The 19756-nt window shown below is 70.8% G+C and carries 14 protein-coding genes; 8 read left to right on the top strand and 6 right to left on the bottom strand.

The window, feature by feature from the left end:
* Positions 1-26: 26 nt before the first annotated feature.
* A complete protein-coding gene (locus ABTW72_RS29820; RefSeq protein WP_350864458.1) occupies positions 27-917 on the top strand; it encodes an AurF N-oxygenase family protein in 891 nt (296 codons plus the stop codon).
* Between the two features lie 132 nt (positions 918-1049).
* Here ABTW72_RS29820 and ABTW72_RS29815 read toward each other — a convergent pair whose 3' ends face one another.
* Complete coding sequence (locus ABTW72_RS29815; RefSeq protein WP_350864456.1) at positions 1050-1574, bottom strand: winged helix-turn-helix domain-containing protein; 525 nt, start codon at positions 1572-1574, stop codon at positions 1050-1052.
* A 240-nt stretch (positions 1575-1814) separates the two neighbouring features.
* Between ABTW72_RS29815 and ABTW72_RS29810 the strand changes: the two genes are divergently transcribed.
* Positions 1815-6239, top strand: coding sequence for a S8 family serine peptidase (locus ABTW72_RS29810; RefSeq protein ID WP_350864453.1), 4425 nt, complete (start codon positions 1815-1817; stop codon positions 6237-6239).
* Positions 6240-6314: 75 nt separating this feature from the next.
* Here the strand turns inward: ABTW72_RS29810 and ABTW72_RS29805 are convergent, their stop codons facing one another.
* Positions 6315-6821 carry a winged helix-turn-helix domain-containing protein gene (locus ABTW72_RS29805; protein WP_350864451.1) on the bottom strand — a complete coding sequence of 169 codons (507 nt, stop codon included), beginning with the start codon at positions 6819-6821 and terminating at the stop codon, positions 6315-6317.
* Between the two features lie 268 nt (positions 6822-7089).
* Between ABTW72_RS29805 and ABTW72_RS29800 the strand changes: the two genes are divergently transcribed.
* From ABTW72_RS29800 to ABTW72_RS29785, 4 genes are read left to right on the top strand one after another with little or no spacing between them, the layout of a single operon-like run.
* Positions 7090-8067 carry a phosphatase PAP2 family protein gene (locus ABTW72_RS29800; protein WP_350864445.1) on the top strand — a complete coding sequence of 326 codons (978 nt, stop codon included), beginning with the start codon at positions 7090-7092 and terminating at the stop codon, positions 8065-8067.
* A 16-nt stretch (positions 8068-8083) separates the two neighbouring features.
* Positions 8084-8776 (top strand): response regulator, encoded by a 693-nt coding sequence (locus tag ABTW72_RS29795; RefSeq protein ID WP_350864442.1) that lies wholly within the window; start codon positions 8084-8086, stop codon positions 8774-8776.
* Positions 8773-10233: an ATP-binding protein gene (locus ABTW72_RS29790; RefSeq protein WP_350864439.1), complete on the top strand. Its 1461-nt coding sequence runs from the start codon at positions 8773-8775 to the stop codon at positions 10231-10233. The genes ABTW72_RS29795 and ABTW72_RS29790 overlap by 4 nt, the downstream gene beginning before the upstream one ends.
* Positions 10230-10736, top strand: coding sequence for a hypothetical protein (locus ABTW72_RS29785; RefSeq protein WP_350864436.1), 507 nt, complete (start codon positions 10230-10232; stop codon positions 10734-10736). Before ABTW72_RS29790 ends, ABTW72_RS29785 begins: the two co-directional genes overlap by 4 nt.
* Positions 10737-10754: 18 nt before the next feature.
* On the opposite strand, the gene ABTW72_RS29780 is transcribed toward ABTW72_RS29785, so the two are convergent.
* The 3 genes from ABTW72_RS29780 to ABTW72_RS29770 are packed head-to-tail and all read right to left on the bottom strand — an operon-like array spanning position 10755 to position 14064.
* Positions 10755-11777: a D-alanine--D-alanine ligase family protein gene (locus ABTW72_RS29780; RefSeq protein ID WP_350864433.1), complete on the bottom strand. Its 1023-nt coding sequence runs from the start codon at positions 11775-11777 to the stop codon at positions 10755-10757.
* The gene (alr, locus tag ABTW72_RS29775; protein WP_350864430.1) at positions 11774-12916 is read right to left on the bottom strand and encodes an alanine racemase; all 1143 of its coding nucleotides are present in this window, start codon (positions 12914-12916) and stop codon (positions 11774-11776) included. The genes ABTW72_RS29780 and alr overlap by 4 nt, the downstream gene beginning before the upstream one ends.
* Positions 12913-14064, bottom strand: a complete 1152-nt coding sequence (locus ABTW72_RS29770; RefSeq protein ID WP_350864428.1) for an acyltransferase family protein — start codon at positions 14062-14064, stop codon at positions 12913-12915. The genes alr and ABTW72_RS29770 overlap by 4 nt, the downstream gene beginning before the upstream one ends.
* A 150-nt stretch (positions 14065-14214) precedes the next feature.
* On the opposite strand from ABTW72_RS29770, the gene ABTW72_RS29765 reads away from it, so the two are divergent.
* Together ABTW72_RS29765 and ABTW72_RS29760 are read left to right on the top strand one after the other, a co-directional pair.
* A complete protein-coding gene (locus ABTW72_RS29765; protein WP_350864425.1) occupies positions 14215-15087 on the top strand; it encodes an LLM class F420-dependent oxidoreductase in 873 nt (290 codons plus the stop codon).
* Positions 15088-15279: 192 nt separating this feature from the next.
* Positions 15280-17322 (top strand): serine/threonine protein kinase, encoded by a 2043-nt coding sequence (locus ABTW72_RS29760; protein ID WP_502892267.1) that lies wholly within the window; start codon positions 15280-15282, stop codon positions 17320-17322.
* A gap of 63 nt (positions 17323-17385) precedes the next feature.
* Here the strand turns inward: ABTW72_RS29760 and ABTW72_RS29750 are convergent, their stop codons facing one another.
* Positions 17386-19647: a catalase gene (locus tag ABTW72_RS29750; protein WP_350864422.1), complete on the bottom strand. Its 2262-nt coding sequence runs from the start codon at positions 19645-19647 to the stop codon at positions 17386-17388.
* Between the last annotated feature and the right edge of the window lie 109 nt (positions 19648-19756).

Genomic DNA, 19756 nt, shown 5'->3' with positions numbered 1-19756 from the left:
GGTCGTCACGTCAATATGGAGGAGCCATGGAGGCGGCGGAAACCGGGCGCGCGGCGGTCGCCGAGCGACTGCTCACGTCCTCACTGCGGACCAGCTACGACCCCACCGTCGAGATCGACTGGGACGCTCCGCACACCCCCGGTGCCTACTGGCTCCCGCCACAGCGCAGCAGTCTCTACGGCACGCCACTGTGGGAGCAGCTCAGCGAGGAACAGCGCGTCGAGCTGACCAGGCACGAGGTGGCCAGCGCGGCCAGCGCCGGGTTGTGGTTCGAGACGATCCTCATGCAGATGCTGATCCGGGAGTACTACCGCGCCGACCCGACCAGCCGGCAGGCGCAGTACGCGTTGACCGAGGTCGCCGACGAGTGCCGGCACTCCATCATGTTCGGCCGGCTGATCGAGGCGATGGGTTGTCCGGTCTACCGCGCGAGCACCGTGGACCACCACCTCGGGCGCTTTCTCAAGGCCACCGCCAGCGGCCCCCGGATGTACGCCGCGATCCTCATCGCGGAAGAGATCCTCGACGCGTTCCAGCGCGAAATCATGGCGGACGAGTCGCTCCAGCCGCTCATCCGGATGGTCTCCCGCATCCACGTGGTGGAGGAGGCGCGACACGTCCGGTTCGCCCGCGAGGAACTCGCCGCCGCGGTCGCGGCCACCGGCCCGGTGGGCATGGCGTACGCCCGACTGCTGGTCGGTCGCGCCGCCTACACGATCGCCAACCGCCTGGTCCATCCCGACGTGTACGCGGCGGTGGGCATTCCGCCGGCGGTCGGTCGGGCCGCTGCCCGCGCCAACCCGCACTGGCAGGCCACTCTCCGCTGGTCCGCGGCGCGGGTGCACGCCAACCTGGCGGACGTTGGCCTGGTGGCGGGGCCGGGGCGTCTGCTGTGGGCCCGGGCCGGCCTGATCTGACCCGTTGTCCCCGGAGTGAGTGGCATGGGGCCGGGCCGTTCCCGGCCGGACCCCACGCCGCCCGTGCGGCTCACTCGCCGCGGGCGAAGCCACCCTTCGGCGCGATGATCTCCACGTCATGCGACGTCGCTGTCAGGCCCGTTCGACCCGCGCCTGCTGGTGATCGGTCAGCCGCAGTCCCACGCCGCGGACGACATCGATGGTGGCCCCGGTGCCCAGGTCGTGCAGCTTGCGGCGCAGCCGCTTGACCAGCGACTGCACGTCCGCCTTGCGTTCGCGCCCCTCGTCACCCCAGACCGACCGGTGTAGCTCGGCGTAGCTCCAGACCCGGGCCGGCTCGGTGATCAGGCAGGTCAGCAGGTCGTGTTCCAGGCGGGTGAGGTCGATCTCACGTTCTCCGCAGCGGGCGCTGGAGCGGGCCGAATCGATCACCAGGGCGGCGACCGGCGGCGGTTCGGACGGGGCGGCTGCCTGCTGCGGGGCGGCGATCAGCCGGCGCAGCTCGTCGAGGTCGGAAACCAGCAGCAGCGGCGCGATGCCGTCGAGAAGCTCCGCGAGCCGGATGCGCTCGGCCGGCGACGGGGTCACCGCGATCAGCAGTGGGAACGGCTCGTCGGCCGGATCACCCCTGTTCACCGTTGCCTCGTCCTCGGCCACCGCACCACCCGGGATCGATGGGCATCCCTGCCCAACTCTCGTCACGGTCCTGACAATGATTGGCAAGCGTGCCGCCAGCCAGGGCAACTCTTAGCGACAAGTTGCTCACGGCAAGTTCTTGATCGTCCGTTCTTCTCGATCATAGTGTCCACTCGGGCAACCGGCGTGACCCGCGCGGTGCATGGGGGAGGTCCACCATGGCCCATTACACCCTGGGTCGTTCTGAGGGAGGCAGCACCGATGTTCAGACGTCCACAATGGCGGCGCGCGGCCAGATCGCTGGTGAGCGCCGGCGCGGCGACGATCCTCGCCGCGACATGCTTGGCCACGATCAGTTCGGGCGCGCAGGCCGCGCCGGGCGGTGCGATGGGGGCGGGCGCCCCGACCGGGGACAAGATCCGACCGGAGCTCGCCAAGCAGCTCCAGGCCAAGAGTGAAGGGGACTTCTGGATCCGGTTCAAGGACCGGGCGGACCTGAGCAAGGCCAGCGCCATCAAGGACTGGTCGAAGCGTGGTACGGCGGTGGCGGACGCGCTGCGCAAGACCGCCGCCGCGAGCCAGGGCAAGATCCGGGCCGACCTCGACAGCTCGGGCACCAAATACCAGACCTTCTGGGCCACCAACGCCATCAAGGTGAACAGCGGTTCGCTGGCGATGGCCCAGAAGTTCGCCGGGCACTCGGAGGTCGAGGGCCTCTACGCGCCGGTCTCGTACAAGGTGCCGGAGACGACCAAGGGCACCGACGAGAAGACCGTGAACGCCCTGGAGTGGGGCATCGCCAACATCAACGCCGACGACGTCTGGTCCCAGTACGGCGTCAAGGGCGAGGGCATCACGGTCGCGAACATCGACACCGGGGTGCAGTTCGACCACCCGGCTCTGGTGAACTCCTACCGGGGCAACAACGGCGACGGGACGTTCGACCACAACTACAACTGGTTCAACGCCGCCAACGCCACCGGGGCCTGCGCCACCGCCCCCTGCGACGGCGACGGCCACGGTACGCACACGATGGGTACCATGGCCGGCTCCGACGGCGCGAACCAGATCGGTGTCGCCCCCGGGGTCAAGTGGATCGCGGCGAACGGTTGCTGCCCCAGTGACGCCGCTCTGGTCGAATCCGGTCAGTGGATGCTCGAACCTCTGGACCTCAACGGTCAGAACGCGGACGCGAGCAAGCGCCCCAACATCATCAACAACTCGTGGGGCACCCGGGACCCGTCCAACGAGCCGTTCATGGAGGACGTGACGAACGCCTGGGCCGCGTCCGGGATCTTCGGCACCTGGTCCAACGGCAACAGCGGGCCGGCCTGCCAGACCAGCGGCTCGCCGGGCAGCCTCGTCAGCAACTACTCGACGGGCGCGTACGACAGCAACAACAACGTCGCCGGCTTCTCCTCCCGCGGCGCCGGCCAGAACGGCGAGATCAAGCCCAACATCTCCGCGCCGGGCGTGAACGTCCGGTCGAGCATCCCGGGCAGCGCCTACGGCAGCATCAGCGGCACCTCTATGGCCGCACCGCACCTCGCGGGCGCGATCGCGCTGCTGTACTCGGCGGCACCGTCGCTGGTCGGCGACGTCAACGCGACCCGCGCGCTGCTCAACGGCGCCGCGATCGACAAGGCCGACGACCAGTGTGGCGGCACCGCCGCCGACAACAACGTCTACGGCGAAGGCCGACTGGACGCCCTCGCGTTGCTCAACGCCGCCCCGACCGGCGACATCGGCACGCTGGCCGGCACGGTCACCGACGCGACCTCCGGCGCCCCGATCGCCGGCGCGACACTGACGCTCACCGGTGTGTCCGAGCGTGAGCTGACCACCGGTGCCGACGGCAAGTTCTCCACCCAGCTACCCGCCGGCGACTACCAGGTCGCCGTCGCGGCGTTCGGGTACGCCAGCACCACCCAGACGGCGACGGTCGCCAAGGGCGCGACCACGACGCTCAACGTCGCCCTCACGGCGGTGCCGAGTGTCAACGTCACCGGTGCGGTCACCGACGGCTCCGGCCACGGCTGGCCGTTGTACGCGAAGGTGACAGTGACAGGCGTGTCCGGCGTCTACGACTACACCACCCCGTCGAACGGTCGCTACAGCATCAAGCTGCCGGCCGGGCAGACGTACACCCTGAGGTACGAGCCGCAGTACCCGGGCTACCAGACCGTCACCAAGGAGGTCGTGGTCGGGTCGGGCAACGCCACCGCCAACGTCGCCGTTCCGGTGGACAGCACCGTCTGCACCACCGCGCCCGGATACACGACCGGCTCCGACGGTGAGTACGAGACCTTCGACGCCACGACCACGCCGGCCGGCTGGACCGTCGTGGACAACGCGGGCAGCGGTCAGGTCTGGAAGTTCACCGACGACGGCGACCGGGGGAACCTGACCGGCGGCACCGGCAACTTCGCGATGATCGACAGCGACAACTACGGTGCCGGCACCAGCCAGGACACCTCCCTGGTCAGCCCGGTGGTCGACCTGACCAGCGTCACGGCCCCGGTCATCCGGTTCAACCAGGACTTCAACCAGCTCAACGACGACACCGCCGACGTGGACCTCAGCATCGACGGCGGCGCCACCTGGACCAACGTGCTCCGGCAGGAGACCGACGTCCGGGGGCCGAAGCTGACCGAGATTCCGATCCCGCAGGCGGCCGGTAAGGCGCAGGTGCAGGTTCGGTTCCACTACTACGACGCCTCGTACGAGTGGTGGTGGGAGGTCGACAACGTCCTGATCGGCAGCCAGGTCACCTGCGTGCCGGTCGACGGCGGTCTGGTCGTCGGCAACGTCCGCGACAAGAACGACGACAGCTACGTCAACGGCGCGACCGTCACCAGCAAGGACCGGCCCGCCGAGAAGGCCGTCACCGTGGCGACCCCGGACGACCCGGGGCTGGCCGACGGCTTCTACTGGATCTACTCGTCGCTGACCGGCGAGCACCCGTTCACGGCGACCGCCGGCAACTACGTCAGCCAGACCAAGCAGGTCGACGTCGAGGCCGACTGGGCGACCACCGCGAACTTCCAGCTCGCGGCCGGTCGACTGGCGGTGACGCCGACGCAGCTGAGCGCGACGCTCCAGATGCCCAACGGCAAGACCAGCAAGTCGTTCACGGTGACCAACACCGGCGGCGCGCCGGTCGAGGTCAAGTTCGGTGAGCGGGACAACGGGTTCGAACTCCTGCGGGCGGACGGCTCCACGGTCACCCGGCAGCAGGTGCTCGGATCCAGCGGCGCGCCGGAGCAGCGGCTCACCGTACCGACGTCGTTCGCCGCCAGGGCGTCCGGCAAGGAGGCCAAGGCGGCTGCCGCGGCGGCCGGCCCGCTGGCGGCGCCGTGGACCGACATCGCCACCTACCCGGCTGCGATCATGGACAACCGGGTGGTGAACCTGGACGGCAAGGTGTACTCGCTCGGTGGCGGCAACGGTGAGGCCTCCACCACCAAGAACTACGCCTACGACCCGGCCGCGCAGACCTGGACGGCGATCGCCGACCTCCCCGGCGCGCGTAACGCGGTGACCGCGGGCGTGGTGAACGGCAAGATCATTGTCACTGGTGGCTGGGGCGACGCCGGCCCGGACTCCGCCACCTGGTCGTACGACCCGGGGGCCAACACCTGGACGGAGCTGGCCGACAACCCGGCGCCGCGGGCCGCGGCCGGTCAGGCCGTCGTCGACGGCAAGCTGTACGCGGTCGGTGGCTGCACGACGGCGGCCTGCCTGCCGATGTCGAACAGCGTCGTCCGGTACGACCCCACCGGTGACAAGTGGGAGACGATGGCCAACTACCCGAAGTCGGTGGCCTTCGCCTCCTGCGGCGGGATCGACGGCGTCCTCTACTGCACGGGCGGCAACGACGGTTCCGCCGCACAGAAGTCCAGCTACGCCTTCGACCCGGGGGCCAACACCTGGACCGCCATCGCCGACGCGCCGGCCGACAACTGGGCCAGCTCGTACGCCGTGGCCAGCGGCAAGCTCCTCGTCGTCGGTGGTTCGCAGGGTGGGGCCATCAGCAACGCCGGCTTCGCCTTCGACCCGGCCGTCGGTTCGTGGTCCAGCCTGCCGAACTCCAACACCGCGCGGTACCGCGGTGGCGCGGCGTGCGGCTTCTACAAGATCGGCGGCTCGTCCGGCAGCTTCAACGCGGCTCCGGACAGCGAGGTGCTCCCGGGCTTCGAGGGATGCTCCGAGTCGGCGGCCGACGTCAGCTGGATGACCATCGACAAGTCGGCGGTCACCCTCGCACCGGGTGCGAAGGTCACTGTCACCGTCGGTCTGACGGCGAACGTGGACCAGCCGGGCACCTACTCCGGCGCTGTCGCGATCGCCGAGAACACCCCGTACTCGGTGGCACCGGTCGCGGTGACCATGACCGCGAACCCCCCGAAGACCTGGGGCAAGCTCATGGGTACGGTCACCGGCACCAGCTGCCAGGGTGCGACCTCGCCGCTGACCGGCGCGGTCGTGCAGGTCGACTCGTGGGCGGCGTCGTACACCTTCGCCACCGACGCCGAGGGCAAGTACGCCTACTGGGTGGACCGCCGCAACAACCCGCTCACGATGATCGTGGCCAAGGACGGCTGGAAGCCGCAGACCCGTCAGACCCGGATCGACACCGCCACTCCGACGGTGGAGAACTTCGGGTTGGCACCCATCAAGTGCTGACGCCTGAGCACTAGCCCGAAAGAAGTCCGGCCCGCCTGGTCCTCGACCGGGCGGGCCGGACCGCGCCCGGGGTGATCAGACGGAAGCGAGCCGGAAGCCGACGCCGCGTACCGAGTGGATCGTCGCCGTGGCGTTGAGACTGGCGAGCTTGCCGCGCACCCGGCGGACCACCGAGTGCATGTCGGAGCCCCGGCCGAGGTGCCGGTTGCCCCAGACCTCGAGGTGCAGGCGCTCGTAGGTCCAGACCTGCCCGGGTGCGTGCACCAGGCAGAGCAGGACGTCGTGCTCCAGCCGGGTCAGGTCGATCTCCTGGTCGCGCCAGCGCAGCACCCGGCGGTCGGAGTCGACGGCCAGATCCGGTGGCGGTGGCTGTGGGCTCGGCGCCACCTCGGCGAGCGCCGCCCTGGTCGGGGCAGCCGGGGCGGCAGGCGCCTCGACCACCCCGAGGAACTCTCGTGCCTGGTCGACGGTCGAGACGATCAGGAAGGCGTCACTGCCGCCGAGCAGCCGGGCCAGATGTCGCCGCTCGGCCGGCGAGGATGCGATGCCGATGACCAGGCTGGCCACTGGAATTCCCTGCATTTGCCAACACCTTCCGGTTCCCCAACTCACTCCGGATGGATTTTTCGCACCGCCGACCGAAACATCGATCGGCGTCCTGACCCTAGTGGTGACTGATCTCGGCTGGGTAAAACCTGGTCGCATGTAAGCATGTGAATCCCGCCGCCCCGTCCGGGTCCACCCGGCCCACCGCCGACGATCCGCTTTCCGGAAGCGACGGGGGCGGTTGTGACAGAACCAAGACAATTCGAGGACGGGGTACGGACCTGCCGGGGCGAGCATGGTCGCCATGTCCATCGGATCGTTGTACTCCGTCGGGCGGTCGACGCCCGGTCCGGCGCGACCGCTGCCGCACGCCCGCGCGGCGGTGCCACTGGGGCTTCGACTGCTCGCGGCGGCGCTGTCCGGTCTGGTTACCCTGACCCTCACCGCCGCCGTGTTCGTGCGGACGCTCCCCGGGCAGTGGCTGGACGGGGTGCTCCTGCCGCGCGCCGAGCGGGGCGGGGGGTACGAGCAGCAGACCGTGCTGGTGGGCCCGGCCAGGACCGTGTTGGCCACCTTCGGCAGGCCGAGCCTCATCGCTGCCCTGCTCGGTGTGGTGCTGCTGGTGGGTGTGCTCCGCCGGCGGCTGGTGGCGGGGGTCGTCGGTGTGGGCATGGTCGTGTGCGCGGTGCTGCTGGCCGGCGCGGTGAAATCGGAGCTGCCCCGCCCGGATCTGGAGATCCTGAGCTCCACCACCCACAACAGTTTCCCCAGCGGCCATGTCGCGGCGGCGACCGCCCTGCTGCTGGCGTTCATGCTGGTCCTGCCCGGGTGGGCCCGGCGCTGGCTGGCGGTGCCGGGCGCGGTGGGTGTCTCGGTGATCTCCTCCGCCACGATGATCGCGGGCTGGCACCGGTTCAGCGACGTGCTCGGTGGCGTACTGCTGGGGGGCACCCTGTTCTGCCTGGCCGCGGCAGCGTTGGCGGCCTGGTCCGGCGACCGCGACCCGAGCGGCGGTTCGGGCGGCGGCAGCCTCTGGCGCAGGCTGGTCGAGGCGGGGGCCGGGCTGGTGGTGCTGGTCTGGGCGCTGCTGGTGGTCGTACCCGGTCTGGCCGCGTCGGTGCAGCGCGGCTTGTTGATCGCCATGGTGGCCGCGGCCGCGTCGACGATGTTCCTGGTGGGCGCGGTGGTGTTCCTGGTGCGTTCGACGGATTTCGCGGTGCCGCTCTCCGCGCGAGGCCCCGCGCAGCCACCGCCAACGACCGAAACCCGAAAGATCTCATGATGGGATACTTGACGACATGTCCCAGGTGCTGTTGATCGAGGACCACCAGACGGTGCGCGACGGACTGCAGTTGGCGCTCACCCGACAGGGCCACACCGTGCATGCCGTGGGCACCGGTGAGCAGGGGTTGGATCGGCTGCGCACGACCCCGTCCGATGTCGTGGTCCTCGATCTCATGCTGCCCGGGATGGACGGGTTCGAGGTCTGCCGCCGGATTCGGCAGCTCGGCGACCTGCCGATCATCATGCTCACCGCCCGCAACGACGACATGGACGTGGTGGCGGGCCTGGAGGCCGGCGCCGACGACTACGTGGTCAAGCCCGTGCAGGCCCGGGTGCTGGAGGCGCGCATCCGCGCGGTGCTGCGACGGACCGGTGGCGACCCGCGGCGCGGCGGCGACCGGGCCGGCCGGGAGCAGCACGGCGCGTTGACCATCGACCGGGCCGCGCTGGTGGTCAGCAAGGACGGAACGCCGGTCAGTCTCGCCCCGACGGAGCTGCGGCTACTGCTCGAACTCTCGCACACACCGGGCCAGGTGCTCAGCCGTCAGCAGCTGCTGGAGGCCGTGTGGGAGCACGGCTATCTCGGCGACTCGCGACTCGTGGACGCGTGCGTCCAGCGGGTACGCGCCAAGATCGAGGCCGACTCGTCGGCACCGGTCTACATCCAGACCGTGCGTGGTTTCGGATACCGGTTCGGGCCGCTGTGACACCGTGGCGCCGGGTCGGCGCGTGGGTCTCGGGTCTACGGGTCCGGCTCGTCCTGGCGTTCGCGCTGCTGGGCGTGACCACGACGGTGGCGGTGGCCGGTGGCAGCTACTTCCAGGCTCGGAACGTCATCCTGCAACAGGCGCAGGACGCCGCGGTGATGTCGCTGACCGACCAGCTCACCAAGGTCTACCCGATCGCCCAGCTTCCGCCGACCCAGGACGACCTCGAACTGTTGGCCCAACGCCTCAGCGACCGGGAGAGCTTCGCGGTGGTCGTCTACCGGGACATGCGGGCACAGGGCAGCTCCGAACTCGCCGACCCGCTCACCCCCGAGCTGCGGCAGAAGGTCCGTGACGGTCGCATCGCCTGGCAGCGGATCTCACTCGCCGGACAGCCCGCGCTGCTCATCGGTACCCAGTTGGCGCTGGACCGCCCGGACGGCACGTCCCGCCCGTCCGGGGTGGAGGTCTACTCGGTGCGCAATCTCGTGCCCGAGCAGCAGAGCATCGACCAGCTCGCCACCAGGGCGTGGCTGACCGGCGGGTTGTCCCTGGTCCTCGCCGTCCTGCTGGCCCTGCTGTCCGCCCGCGGAGTCCTGCGACCCGTCCGCGACCTCAGCCGGGCGGCGCGTCGCCTCGGTGAGGGCGACCTGAGCACCCGGTTGACGGTCCGCGGCGCCGACGAGCTGGCGGATGTGGCACGGACCTTCAACGACACCGCGGGCACGTTGGAGCGGCAGGTCGGCGAGCTACGGCGGTTGGAGTCCGACGCCCGCCGCTTCGTGGCCGACGTCTCGCACGAACTCCGGACACCGCTGGCCGCGATGACGGCGGTCACCGACGTGCTCGACGAGGAGGCGGAACACCTGCCCGGGGACGCGGGCCGGGCCGCCCGGCTGGTCAGCCAGGAGACCCAGAACCTCACCCAGCTGGTCAACGACCTCATCGAGATCAGCAGGTTCGACTCCGGCACCGCGCGACTCGCTCTGGACGACGTGGACGTGGCCGCGGCGGTGACCGCGACCCTGCGGATCCGCGGCTGGCTGGACCGGGTACGAACGGAGTTGCCACCCGGCGTCGTGGCCCGACTCGACCCCCGCCGACTGGACGTCATCGTCGCCAACCTGGTCGGCAACGCCTTCCGGCACGGTGCCGAGCCGGTGTCGGTGCGCCTGCGCGCCGACCCGGACTGGGTCACCATCGAGGTGGCCGACCGGGGGCCCGGACTGGACCCGGAGGTGTTGCCGCACGTCTTCGACCGCCTCTACAAGGCCGACACCGCGCGAACCCGCTCCGAGGGCAGCGGCCTCGGTCTCGCCATCTCCTGGGAGAACGCGCGCCTGCACCGCCACGGGGAGCGACGGGGTGCCCTCGTCGCCGCCAACGGCCCGGATGGCGGCGCGGTCTTCACACTCCGGCTGCCCCGCGACACGACGGACGCCGGAGGCACCCGGTGACCGGCCGGCGGATCGTCCGCGCACTGCTCGCCGCCGGGCTCCTGCTCGGCACGCTGCCCGCGGCGGGATGCGGAGTACGGCCCACCGCCGTCATCACCGGTCGTCCCGCGGTCAGCGGCCCGGCGCAGGGCATCGGGCTCTACCTGGTCGGGCAGGGTGAACTCGCGTTGGTCCTGCGCCCGGCGAAGGCGGTACCGGAGCCCGCTGCCGTCCTCGCCCTGCTGGCGGCCGGCCCGGAGGAGAACGAACGCGGCCAGGGCCTCACCAGTGAGGTGCCCGCCGACCTCGACCCGGTCACGGTGATGTTCACCGATGATCAATCCGGTGGCCTCACCGTGCGGACGGCCACCGCGGCGCGGGCGTTGTCGGTGACCGCGGTCGACCAGATCGTCTGCACGGTCGTCGACGCCGCGGCGCAGGCCGGCTCCACGAACAGCTCCGCAGCGGTCACCATCGTCGGGCCGGACGGCGCCCGGCCGCCCCGGCGGTGCCCGATCAGCTGACCGGCGCCGCCCACCGCCTCACACCAGGTCGACCGCTCGGGCCGGCCGGGGCAACCCGCTGTGGTGGCCGTGGTCCTGGTCGGCCAGCGCACCGGCGATCAGGATGTCGATCAGGGCGGCGAAGCCGATGCCGGCCTGCTGCCAGATCTGCGGGAACTGGGACGCGGCGGTGAAACCGGGGAACGTGTTGACCTCGTTCACGATCGGCTCGGGCGACCCCTCGGTGGGCAGGAAGAAGTCGACCCGCAGCAGCCCACGGCAGTCGAGGGCCTGGAAGGCGCGGATCGCACGGTCCTGAAGCACCTCGGTGGTCGCCGCGTCGAGCGGGGCGGGAATCTGGAAGATCGCCCCGCCGTCGTACTTCGCGTCGTAGTCGAAGAAGCCGGCGCCGGTCACCCGGATCTCCAGCGGCGGGCCGGCCTGCACCCGGCCGTCCGGGTGCTGGAGGACAGCCACGTCGATCTCGCGTCCCCGCGCTCCCTGCTCGACGAGCACCTTCGGGTCGACCTGGCGGGCCTGCTCCAGCGCGGCGGGAACCCCCGCCCAGTCGTCCACCCTGAAGACGCCCAGGCTCGACCCGGCCCGGGCCGGCTTGACAAAGACCGGCAGCTCCAGCCGACGCTGGTCCTCGGGCGACAGGGCCTCACCGGAACGCAGCGTCACCCCCGGGCTGACCCGCAGGCCCTCCGCCGCGAGGAGCCGCTTGGTGACCCCCTTGTCCATGCCGGCGGCGCTGGCGAAGACGCCGTTGCCGACATACGGCACGCCGAGCCATTCCAGCAGCGACGACACGGTGCCGTCCTCGCCGTACGGACCGTGCAGGGCCGGGAACACCACGTCCTGGGCGCGCAGGACACGCAACGCCGCAGGCAGGGGCGTCGGTCGGCCGCCGACGTGCCACCCGCCGTCGCGGTCGATGAGCACCTCAATGACCTGGTACCGCTCACGGTCCAGGTGGGCGAGGATGCTCGCCGCCGAGCGGCAGGACACCTCGTGCTCGCCGCTCTGCCCGCCGTACAGCACTGCCAGTCGGGTTGTCATGAGTTCCGTGCCCTTCCGTGGAGGTGCTCGCGGGCCACCCGGGCCCCGATGCCGGTCAAGATCTCGTGTGGGTTGGTGTCGGCCCAGCGGGCCCACTCGACGACCGTCGGAGGGTGCTGGTCACCCTCGGCCGCGCCGAACACAACGACCGGGTCGCCGATCGTCACGGGAAGATCCCCGGCGTCGACCACGCACTGGTCCATGGCGATGCGCCCGACGATCGGGCACCGCCGGCCGGCGAGCCACACCGAGGCGCGGCCACCCGCGGCCCGGGGCAGCCCGTCGGCGTAGCCGAGCGGCAGCAGCGCCAGCGTGGTCGGCGTGCCGGTCACGTGCTCGGGCCCGTAGGAGACGCCCGTGCCGGCCGGCACCCGCTTGACGTTGACCACGCTCGTTCGCAGGGTCATCGCGGGGTGCAGTCCGAACTCGCCCGGACCGCTCACGCCGAACGGGTCCACGCCGTAGAGGGCGATCCCGATCCGGCACAGGTCGAAGCGGGTCCGCGGTGCGGAGAGCGCGGCCGCCGAGTTGGCCAGGTGGACGAGATCGGGGTCCAGGCCGGCCGACCGTGCGGTCCGCAGAGCCTCCTCGAAGATCGCCACCTGACGGGTGAGCGCGGGCGCGCCCGGCAGGTCGGCGTCGGCGAGGTGGGACCACACCCCGCGCACCCGGATCCCGCCCTCTCGTTCGTACTTGCGGGCCCAACCGACCAACTCGGGCCAGTCGTCCCCGGCGGCCCCGTTGCGGGACAACCCGGTGTCCGCCTTGAGCTGCACCATCGCCGGTGCGCCGAGCAGACGGGCCGCGTCGGCGACGGCGTGCAGGTGCGTCGTCGTGGACACGCCGACGTCGACGCCACTCTTGATCAACATACCGAAGTCGTCATTCGGGCCGTGCAGCCAGCTCAACGTGGGCGCGGTCACACCCGCGTCGCGCAGGGTCAGCGCCTCGGCCGTCGAGGTCACTCCCAGCCACGATGCGCCGGCGCGCAGCGCGGCCCGGGCCACCTGCACCGCGCCGTGGCCGAACCCGTCGGCCTTCACCACGGCCATCAGCCCGGTGCCGGTGATCGACGCGATCGTCCGCACGTTGCTGGCGATCGCGTCCAGGTCGACCAGCGCTTCGGCGAGGGAGCTCATCCGGCCGCCTCCACCCGGCGCGTTCCGGGCAGCGCGAACAGCCAGCCCCCGCGAACCGCCAGCAGCCCACGGTGAACCGCCAGGCTCAGACCGATCACCAGCCCGCTCAGCAGAATCGGATAACCGAGCACGATCAGGCCCTGAGCGGACCCACCCAACCCGGAAACCGGTACCAGCAACAGCCGGTGCAGCAGGGCCAGGACCGGCATGTGAATGACGTAGATCGGCAGGGTGATGCGGCCGAGCCTAGCCAGCGGTTTGCTGAGCGCCGACCACCGCGACAGCCGCGCAGCGGCGGTTATGCCGAAGATCACTGCCAGCACGGAGACCGCCGGCCACACCCCGAACCACTGCTGGGCGCCGGTCACGGCCATCGCGGCGAGCGCCAGGACGTAGCCACCGGAGGTCAGCAACAGCCGGCGGCGGCTGGCGGTGGCGGCCCATTGCTGGATCTGCGGCCGCAGGTACAGGCCGGCGAGGAAGAAGACCAGGTTCTGGTAGAGGCCGGCGCGGTTGCCTGGTGTGTCGAGCAGGCCGGCGGCGGCGACGGCGGACAGCGCGGCGGCGGGGACCAGGACCAGCGTCCGGGGCACCCGGCGGGTCAGCTTGGCGATCGTGAAGTACAGCGCCAGGGCGTACAGGTACCAGAGATTGGACGGTGTGATGGTGAGCTGCCCCAGCAGGCCGAGCGCCGAGGTGGCCCGGTCGGTCGGCAGTTCCGGTGCGGCGGCGAGGACCACGGTGTGGATCAGCAGCCAGACGGCGTACAGGTAGAGGAACCCGGCGATCCGGCTGCGGGCGACGGCCCGCCACGGGCGTTGGGCGGCGTTCGCCGCGAAGACGCCAGAGATGGTGAAGAACAACGGCATCCGCAGCGGAAGGAACTGCTCACCCAGCGTTCCCCAGAAGCCCGGCACCGGTACGCCGATGTGCCAGTCGATCTGGAGGTAGTCCTTCACGACGACGTGCCACAGAACGACGAGGATGATGCAGACGCCCTTCGCGGCGTCAGCCCACTGCGCCCGGTGCGATCCGGCGGCGGGTGCGGAGGCAGGGGCGGGTCCGGACCGTTGGCGGTGGCGGAACCGGACGCGCGTCGCGTCGGGCTCCAGCTCGGGGGGCCGGGACTCGGTGGGCTGTCGGATCACTCACCGAAAACTGCCAGTCGGATATCCGCACGTGATCCACGAATTGTCATGATCCGGTAATGGACGTCGCCGGACCCGACTCGTAGGGCGGTTCCGAGCCGCCCCCGGCGGACTCCGGGCGGCACTAGGCTCGTTGCGGAGGTGCCGAACATGAAGCTCGGGCTGCACTACTGGAACTACTCGACCCCGGCCGACCCGGCCGCGATCGCACCGACCCTGGCGCAGACGGCGACCGTCGCCGAGCAGGCCGGGGTCGCGTCGTTCACGGTGATGGACCACTTCTTCCAGATGGACGCGGTGTTCGCGGCCGAGGAGCCGATGCTGGAGGCGTACACCACGCTGGGCTACGTCGCGGCCATGACCCAGCGGATGACGCTGGGCGTGCTGGTCACCGGCGTGATGTACCGCTATCCGGGGTTGCTCGCCAAGACCGTGACGACCCTCGACGTGCTCTCCGGAGGCCGAGCCCGCCTCGGCATCGGCGCCTCCTGGTACGAGCGGGAGCAGCTCGGGTTGGGCGTGCCGGTCGTCCCGGTGGCCGAGCGGTTCGAGCGGTTGGAGGAAACGCTGCGCATCTGCCTTCAGATGTGGAGTGCCGACGACGGCCCGTTCAACGGGAAGCACTACCAGCTTGCCGAGACCATCAACTCGCCGCAGCCGTTGAGCCGCCCGCGCCCGCCGATCATGATCGGTGGTGGGGGTGAGAAGAAGACCCTGTTGTTGGTGGCCCGGTACGCCGACGCCTGCAACCTGTTCGGCCGTGGCGGCATCGACGACATCACCCGCAAGCTGGATGTGCTGCGCGGGCACTGCGCCGCCGAGGGCCGCGACTACGACACCATCGAGAAGACGGTGGTCGCCTCCCAGGCGCCGCTGGACGACACCGACGCGTTCCTCGCCGAGGTGTCCGAGTACGCAGCGCTCGGGGTGAGCGAGGTGCAGGTGACGCCGGATCGGGACCCGATCGAGTTCGCCCGGCGGCTCGGTGACGACGTGCTGCCCCGGTTGGCCGACATCGGCTGATCTCGCCGCGACTGGTGCGGGTGCCATCGTGAACAAATAGCCAATTCCTGGTGGCTCAACGATGCGCCGGCACCGTCATCGGCTCCACAAACGACGTTCCCGCCAGGGATGAGCCGGATCACATACGGTGGGTCGCTGCGACTGCCGAAAATTGTTCGAAGAGGTGCCAGGTAGCCTCTCCGGGTGCCGCAGATGTTACCGCTTCTTGTTACCGATCGGTATGACGTCGTCGAGCTCATCGGCCAGGGCGGAATGGGTCGAGTGTGGAAGGCCCGCGACCGAATGCTGCAACGGGACGTCGCCATCAAGGAAATCGTTCCACCCTCCGGCCTGACCAATGAGGCGCGACAGGAATTGCGGGTCCGGTCACTTCGGGAAGCCCGGGCAATTGCGCAACTCGACCACGTCAACGTCGTCCGGGTCTTCGATGTGTTGTTGAGCGCCGACGGCGACCCGCAGATCGTGATGGAGTACGTGCCGTCCCGTTCGTTGCACGACACCATCACCACCGACGGTCCCGTCCCGCCGGTGCGGGCGGCCGAGATCGGGCTGGCCGTGCTCGGCGCTCTACGCGCCGCCCACCGCGCCGGGATCATGCACCGCGACGTCAAACCGGCCAACATCCTCATCGGGGCGGACGACCGGATCGTGCTCACCGACTTCGGCCTGGCCACCGCCGTCGAGGACGTGAACCTGACCCTCAGCGGTGTGGTGCTCGGCTCGCCCGCGTACGTCTCTCCCGAGCGGGCCATGCGGGGCACTGTGGGCCCGGAGGGGGATTTCTGGTCGCTCGGCGCAACCCTGTACGCCGCCGTCGAGGGTCAGTCGCCGTACGCCCGGCCGTCGAGTCTGATGAGCCTCGCCGCGCTGGTCACCGAGCCACCGCCAGCGGCGCGACGGGCGGGACCGCTCGCGCCGGTGCTGAGCGGTCTGCTGCGCAAGGACCCGGCCGAGCGGATGGACGCCGACGCGGCCGAGCAGTTGCTCCGGGCGGCGCTGGACGGCACAGCGCGGCCGCCCATCGCGGTGACGTGGCGTCCGGCACCCGCCGCACCCGCACCAGCGGCGATCACGGCCCATCCGATCGACGTGCCCGACGTACCCCGGTCGTCGGCACCGGTGGCGGCGGATCGTGCCGGCCCGGGACCGGCCCGCCGTCGGCGGACCTGGCTCCTCGGTGGTCTCGCGGCAGCGGTCGTGCTCGGCCTGGTGGCCGGGGTTCCGCTGGCCACCCGCCGTGCGTCACGGCCGGCCGGGGGAGGGGCCGAACTGGTGGACGCCGCTGTGCCGGGTGCGCCGTCGACGCCCGGTGCCGCACCGACGACCGCTGCGCTCCAGCCGATCTCGTGGTCGGTCTACCGGGACAGCAGCGGCTTCTCATTGCCGGCGCCGAGGGACTGGCAGATCGTCCGGCGCGGGCAGCGGGTCGAACTCCACGAGCCGGGCGGCGAACGGATGCTGGTCGTCGGCCGGACCGACGCGCCGCGCGGCGACCCGTTGGCCGAGCTGGGCGGCCCGGCTGTCAGTGAGCGGTACCGCGACTATCGCCGGGTCGAGCTGCTCGCGGTCAACTACCAGCTCAAGGCCGCCGACCTGGAGTGGGTCTACACCAGCGAAACGGGCACGGCGATGCGCGGGCGTCAGCGCACCTTCACGACGGAGAAGCGCCTGGGCTACAGCATCGCCTGGCTGACACCCGAGTCGGCCTGGGCGGTGGCCGGAGCGGACGCGTTCCGGGAGATCACCGCGGGCTTCCGGCCGGCGTCGACGGTGGGCGGGGCCACGCCGTCCGCCACACCGGACCGGCGAGTGTCGCCGACGCCGAGTGTGCCCCCGGCGCGCTCGGGCAACCGGATCGTCGGGGTGGCGAGCAACCGCTGCCTGGACGTCAGCACGCCGGACTCACCCGACCCCGTCCGGCTGAGGATCTGGGACTGCCGCGACGATCGCGCCTCCCACCAGGTCTGGGCCATCCGGCCGGACGGGAGCGTGCAGTTGGGTGGGCGCTGTCTGGACGTGCTCGGCGCGTCCAGCGACGCCGGGGCGGCGATCCAGCTCACCACCTGCAACACGACCCCGGCGCAACAGTTCACCCTGAACGAGGCCCGGCAACTCGTCAACGCGCACAGCGGACTGTGCCTGGGCGCGGTCGGCCAGAGCACCGCGAACGGCGCGATGATCGAGCAGCGCAGCTGTAGTGCTGGCACCAGCCATCTGCAGTGGACCCGGCGATAGCGCCCGGACACCGACGAGGCCGTCCTCCCGGTGGTGCGGAGGACGGCCTCGTCGGTGGTTGGATCAGGCGACCGCGGCGGGGAACCGTTCCCAGACCCGGTGTGCGGCCATCAACTGCTGCACCGCCGTCAGCGCCTCGGCGCCCGAGCCCGCCGCCACGACGCCCGGGGTGCCGGCGACGCCGGCCTGCTCCAGCACTGTGACGCCGGCGCCCCAGGCACCGATCGCCTTGGCGTGGCGCCAGGACTCCTCGACGAGCAGCAGTACGCGGGGATCGACGGCTGCCGGGCCGGGCCTGCCGGCCTTGTCGTCGCGGGCGGGCAGGGCATCCGGTGCGGGTGCCGGCGCACCGGCCAGCAGGACCGCGTCGAACTCGACCGACCGGCCGGTGGCGAAGGTGCGCTGTACCGGCAGGTCGCCCACCATGCCGCCGTGCGGGGCGATCAGCAGCGGCACCATGCCGGCGTCGAACACGGCCCGGCGGACCTCGTCGACGCCGTCCAGGTCGCCGTCCGGGTCGACGACGATCCCGACCATGCGGCCGTCGCTCGGCCACTCCCGCCCGACCTGCGACAGCGCCGGGCTGGGCGTGACGTCGGGGAGCGGCACGGTCGGCTGGGGTGCGGGCAGGCCCAGGCCGGTGGCGACCTGCTCACACAGCACCGGGTCGATGTTGGCGAGGCTCTGCAGCTGACGCTCCTTGATCGCCTGGTGGTAGCACTTGCCCAACTCGAAGGTGTACGCCCGGATGATGTGTTCCTTCTCGACCGGCGACATGCTCAGCCAGAACAGGCGGACCTGGCTGTAGTGGTCGTCGAACGAGGCCGGGTTCGCGCGTACCTTCGGTGCCTGCGCGACGGTGACCGGCACGTCGACGAAGGCGTGCTCGGCGTCCCCGGCGGGGAACGGGTTGCCGCCGTCGAGCGAGTTCGGCCGGTACGGCGCGACGCCGGCGTGCACGGCGTGCTGGTGGAAGCCGTCGCGCAGCATGTCGTTCACGGCGGCGTGCGGGCGGTTGATCGGGATCTGCGTGAAGTTCGGCCCGCCCAGCCGGGTGAGCTGCGTGTCGACGTACGAGAAGAGCCGGCCCTGCAACAGCGGGTCGTTGGTGACGTCGATGCCCGGGGGCAGGTGACCGAGGTGGAAGGCGACCTGTTCGGTCTCGGCGAAGAAGTTCGTCGGCGTCCGGTTGAGCACCAGCCGCCCAATGGGCTGCACCTCGGCCAGTTCCTCCGGCACGATCTTCGTCGGGTCAAGCAGGTCGATGCCGGCGAAGGTCTCCTCGGGAGTGTCCGGGAAGACCTGGATGCCCAGCTCCCACTCGGGGTACGCGCCGGCCTCGATGGCGTCGTAGAGGTCGCGGCGGTGGAAGTCCGGGTCGATGCCGCCGATCAGCTGCGCCTCCTCCCAGGTCAGCGAGTGCACGCCCAGCTTCGGCTTCCAGTGGAACTTGGCCAGCACCGTCTCCCCGGCCTCGTTGACGAGGCGGAAGGTGTGCACGCCGAAGCCCTCCATCGTCCGGTACGAACGCGGAATGCCCCGGTCGGACATGTTCCAGATGGTGTGGTGCTGCGCCTCGGTGTGCAGCGACACGAAGTCCCAGAAGGTGTCGTGGGCGCTCTGCGCCTGCGGGATCTCCCGGTCGGGGTGCGGCTTGCCGGCGTGGATGATGTCCGGGAACTTGATCGCGTCCTGGATGAAGAAGACCGGGATGTTGTTGCCGACCAGGTCGAAGGTGCCCTCGTCGGTGTAGAACTTCGTGGCGAAGCCACGGGTGTCGCGGACCGTGTCGGCCGAACCCCGCGAACCGAGCACCGTGGAGAACCGGACGAAGACGTCGGTCTCGCGTCCCTTCTTGAGGAAGCCGGCCCTGGTGACCGCCTCGGCGGTGCCGTACGCGGTGAACATACCGTGCGCACCGGCGCCCCGGGCGTGCACCACGCGCTCCGGAATGCGCTCGTGGTCGAAGTGCGTGATCTTCTCGCGTAGGTGGTGGTCCTGTAGAAGCACCGGCCCGCGCGGGCCGGCCTTGAGCGAGTGGTCGGTGTCGCGCAGCCGCGCCCCGTTAGCGGTCGTGAGGTAGGCACCCTGCTGACCGTTCGCGATCGTCGGCGCGCCGGTCTCCGCGCCGGTCGGCGTGCGCGTCTGCGGTGCCCCCTGTTCCGGCTTCGGCGGCAGCGGGTCGTGCGGGGTCGTCGGCTCCTCGAGCGGCGGTGGCGCGCTCCCCGGCGCACCGGGGACATCCGGGGTGAGGGCGTCGGCGATCTTTCCTGAGGCGGACTTCACTGCGTTCTTGACCGCCTCGGCGGGCTTGCTGGAATCCACTGAATGAACCTCTCCATGGCGCGTGTGCGGGCCGGCGCCTGCCCTGCTACCCCAGGTCAGAGGGTCGAAACACGACTGGCCTCGGCATCCTGTGCCGGGACTGGTGATT

Source organism: Micromonospora sp. NPDC127501, assembly GCF_040302185.1.
GTDB lineage: Bacteria > Actinomycetota > Actinomycetes > Mycobacteriales > Micromonosporaceae > Micromonospora.
Note: the sequence above shows the minus strand (reverse complement) of the source record. Positions and strands in the feature narration are given on the sequence as shown.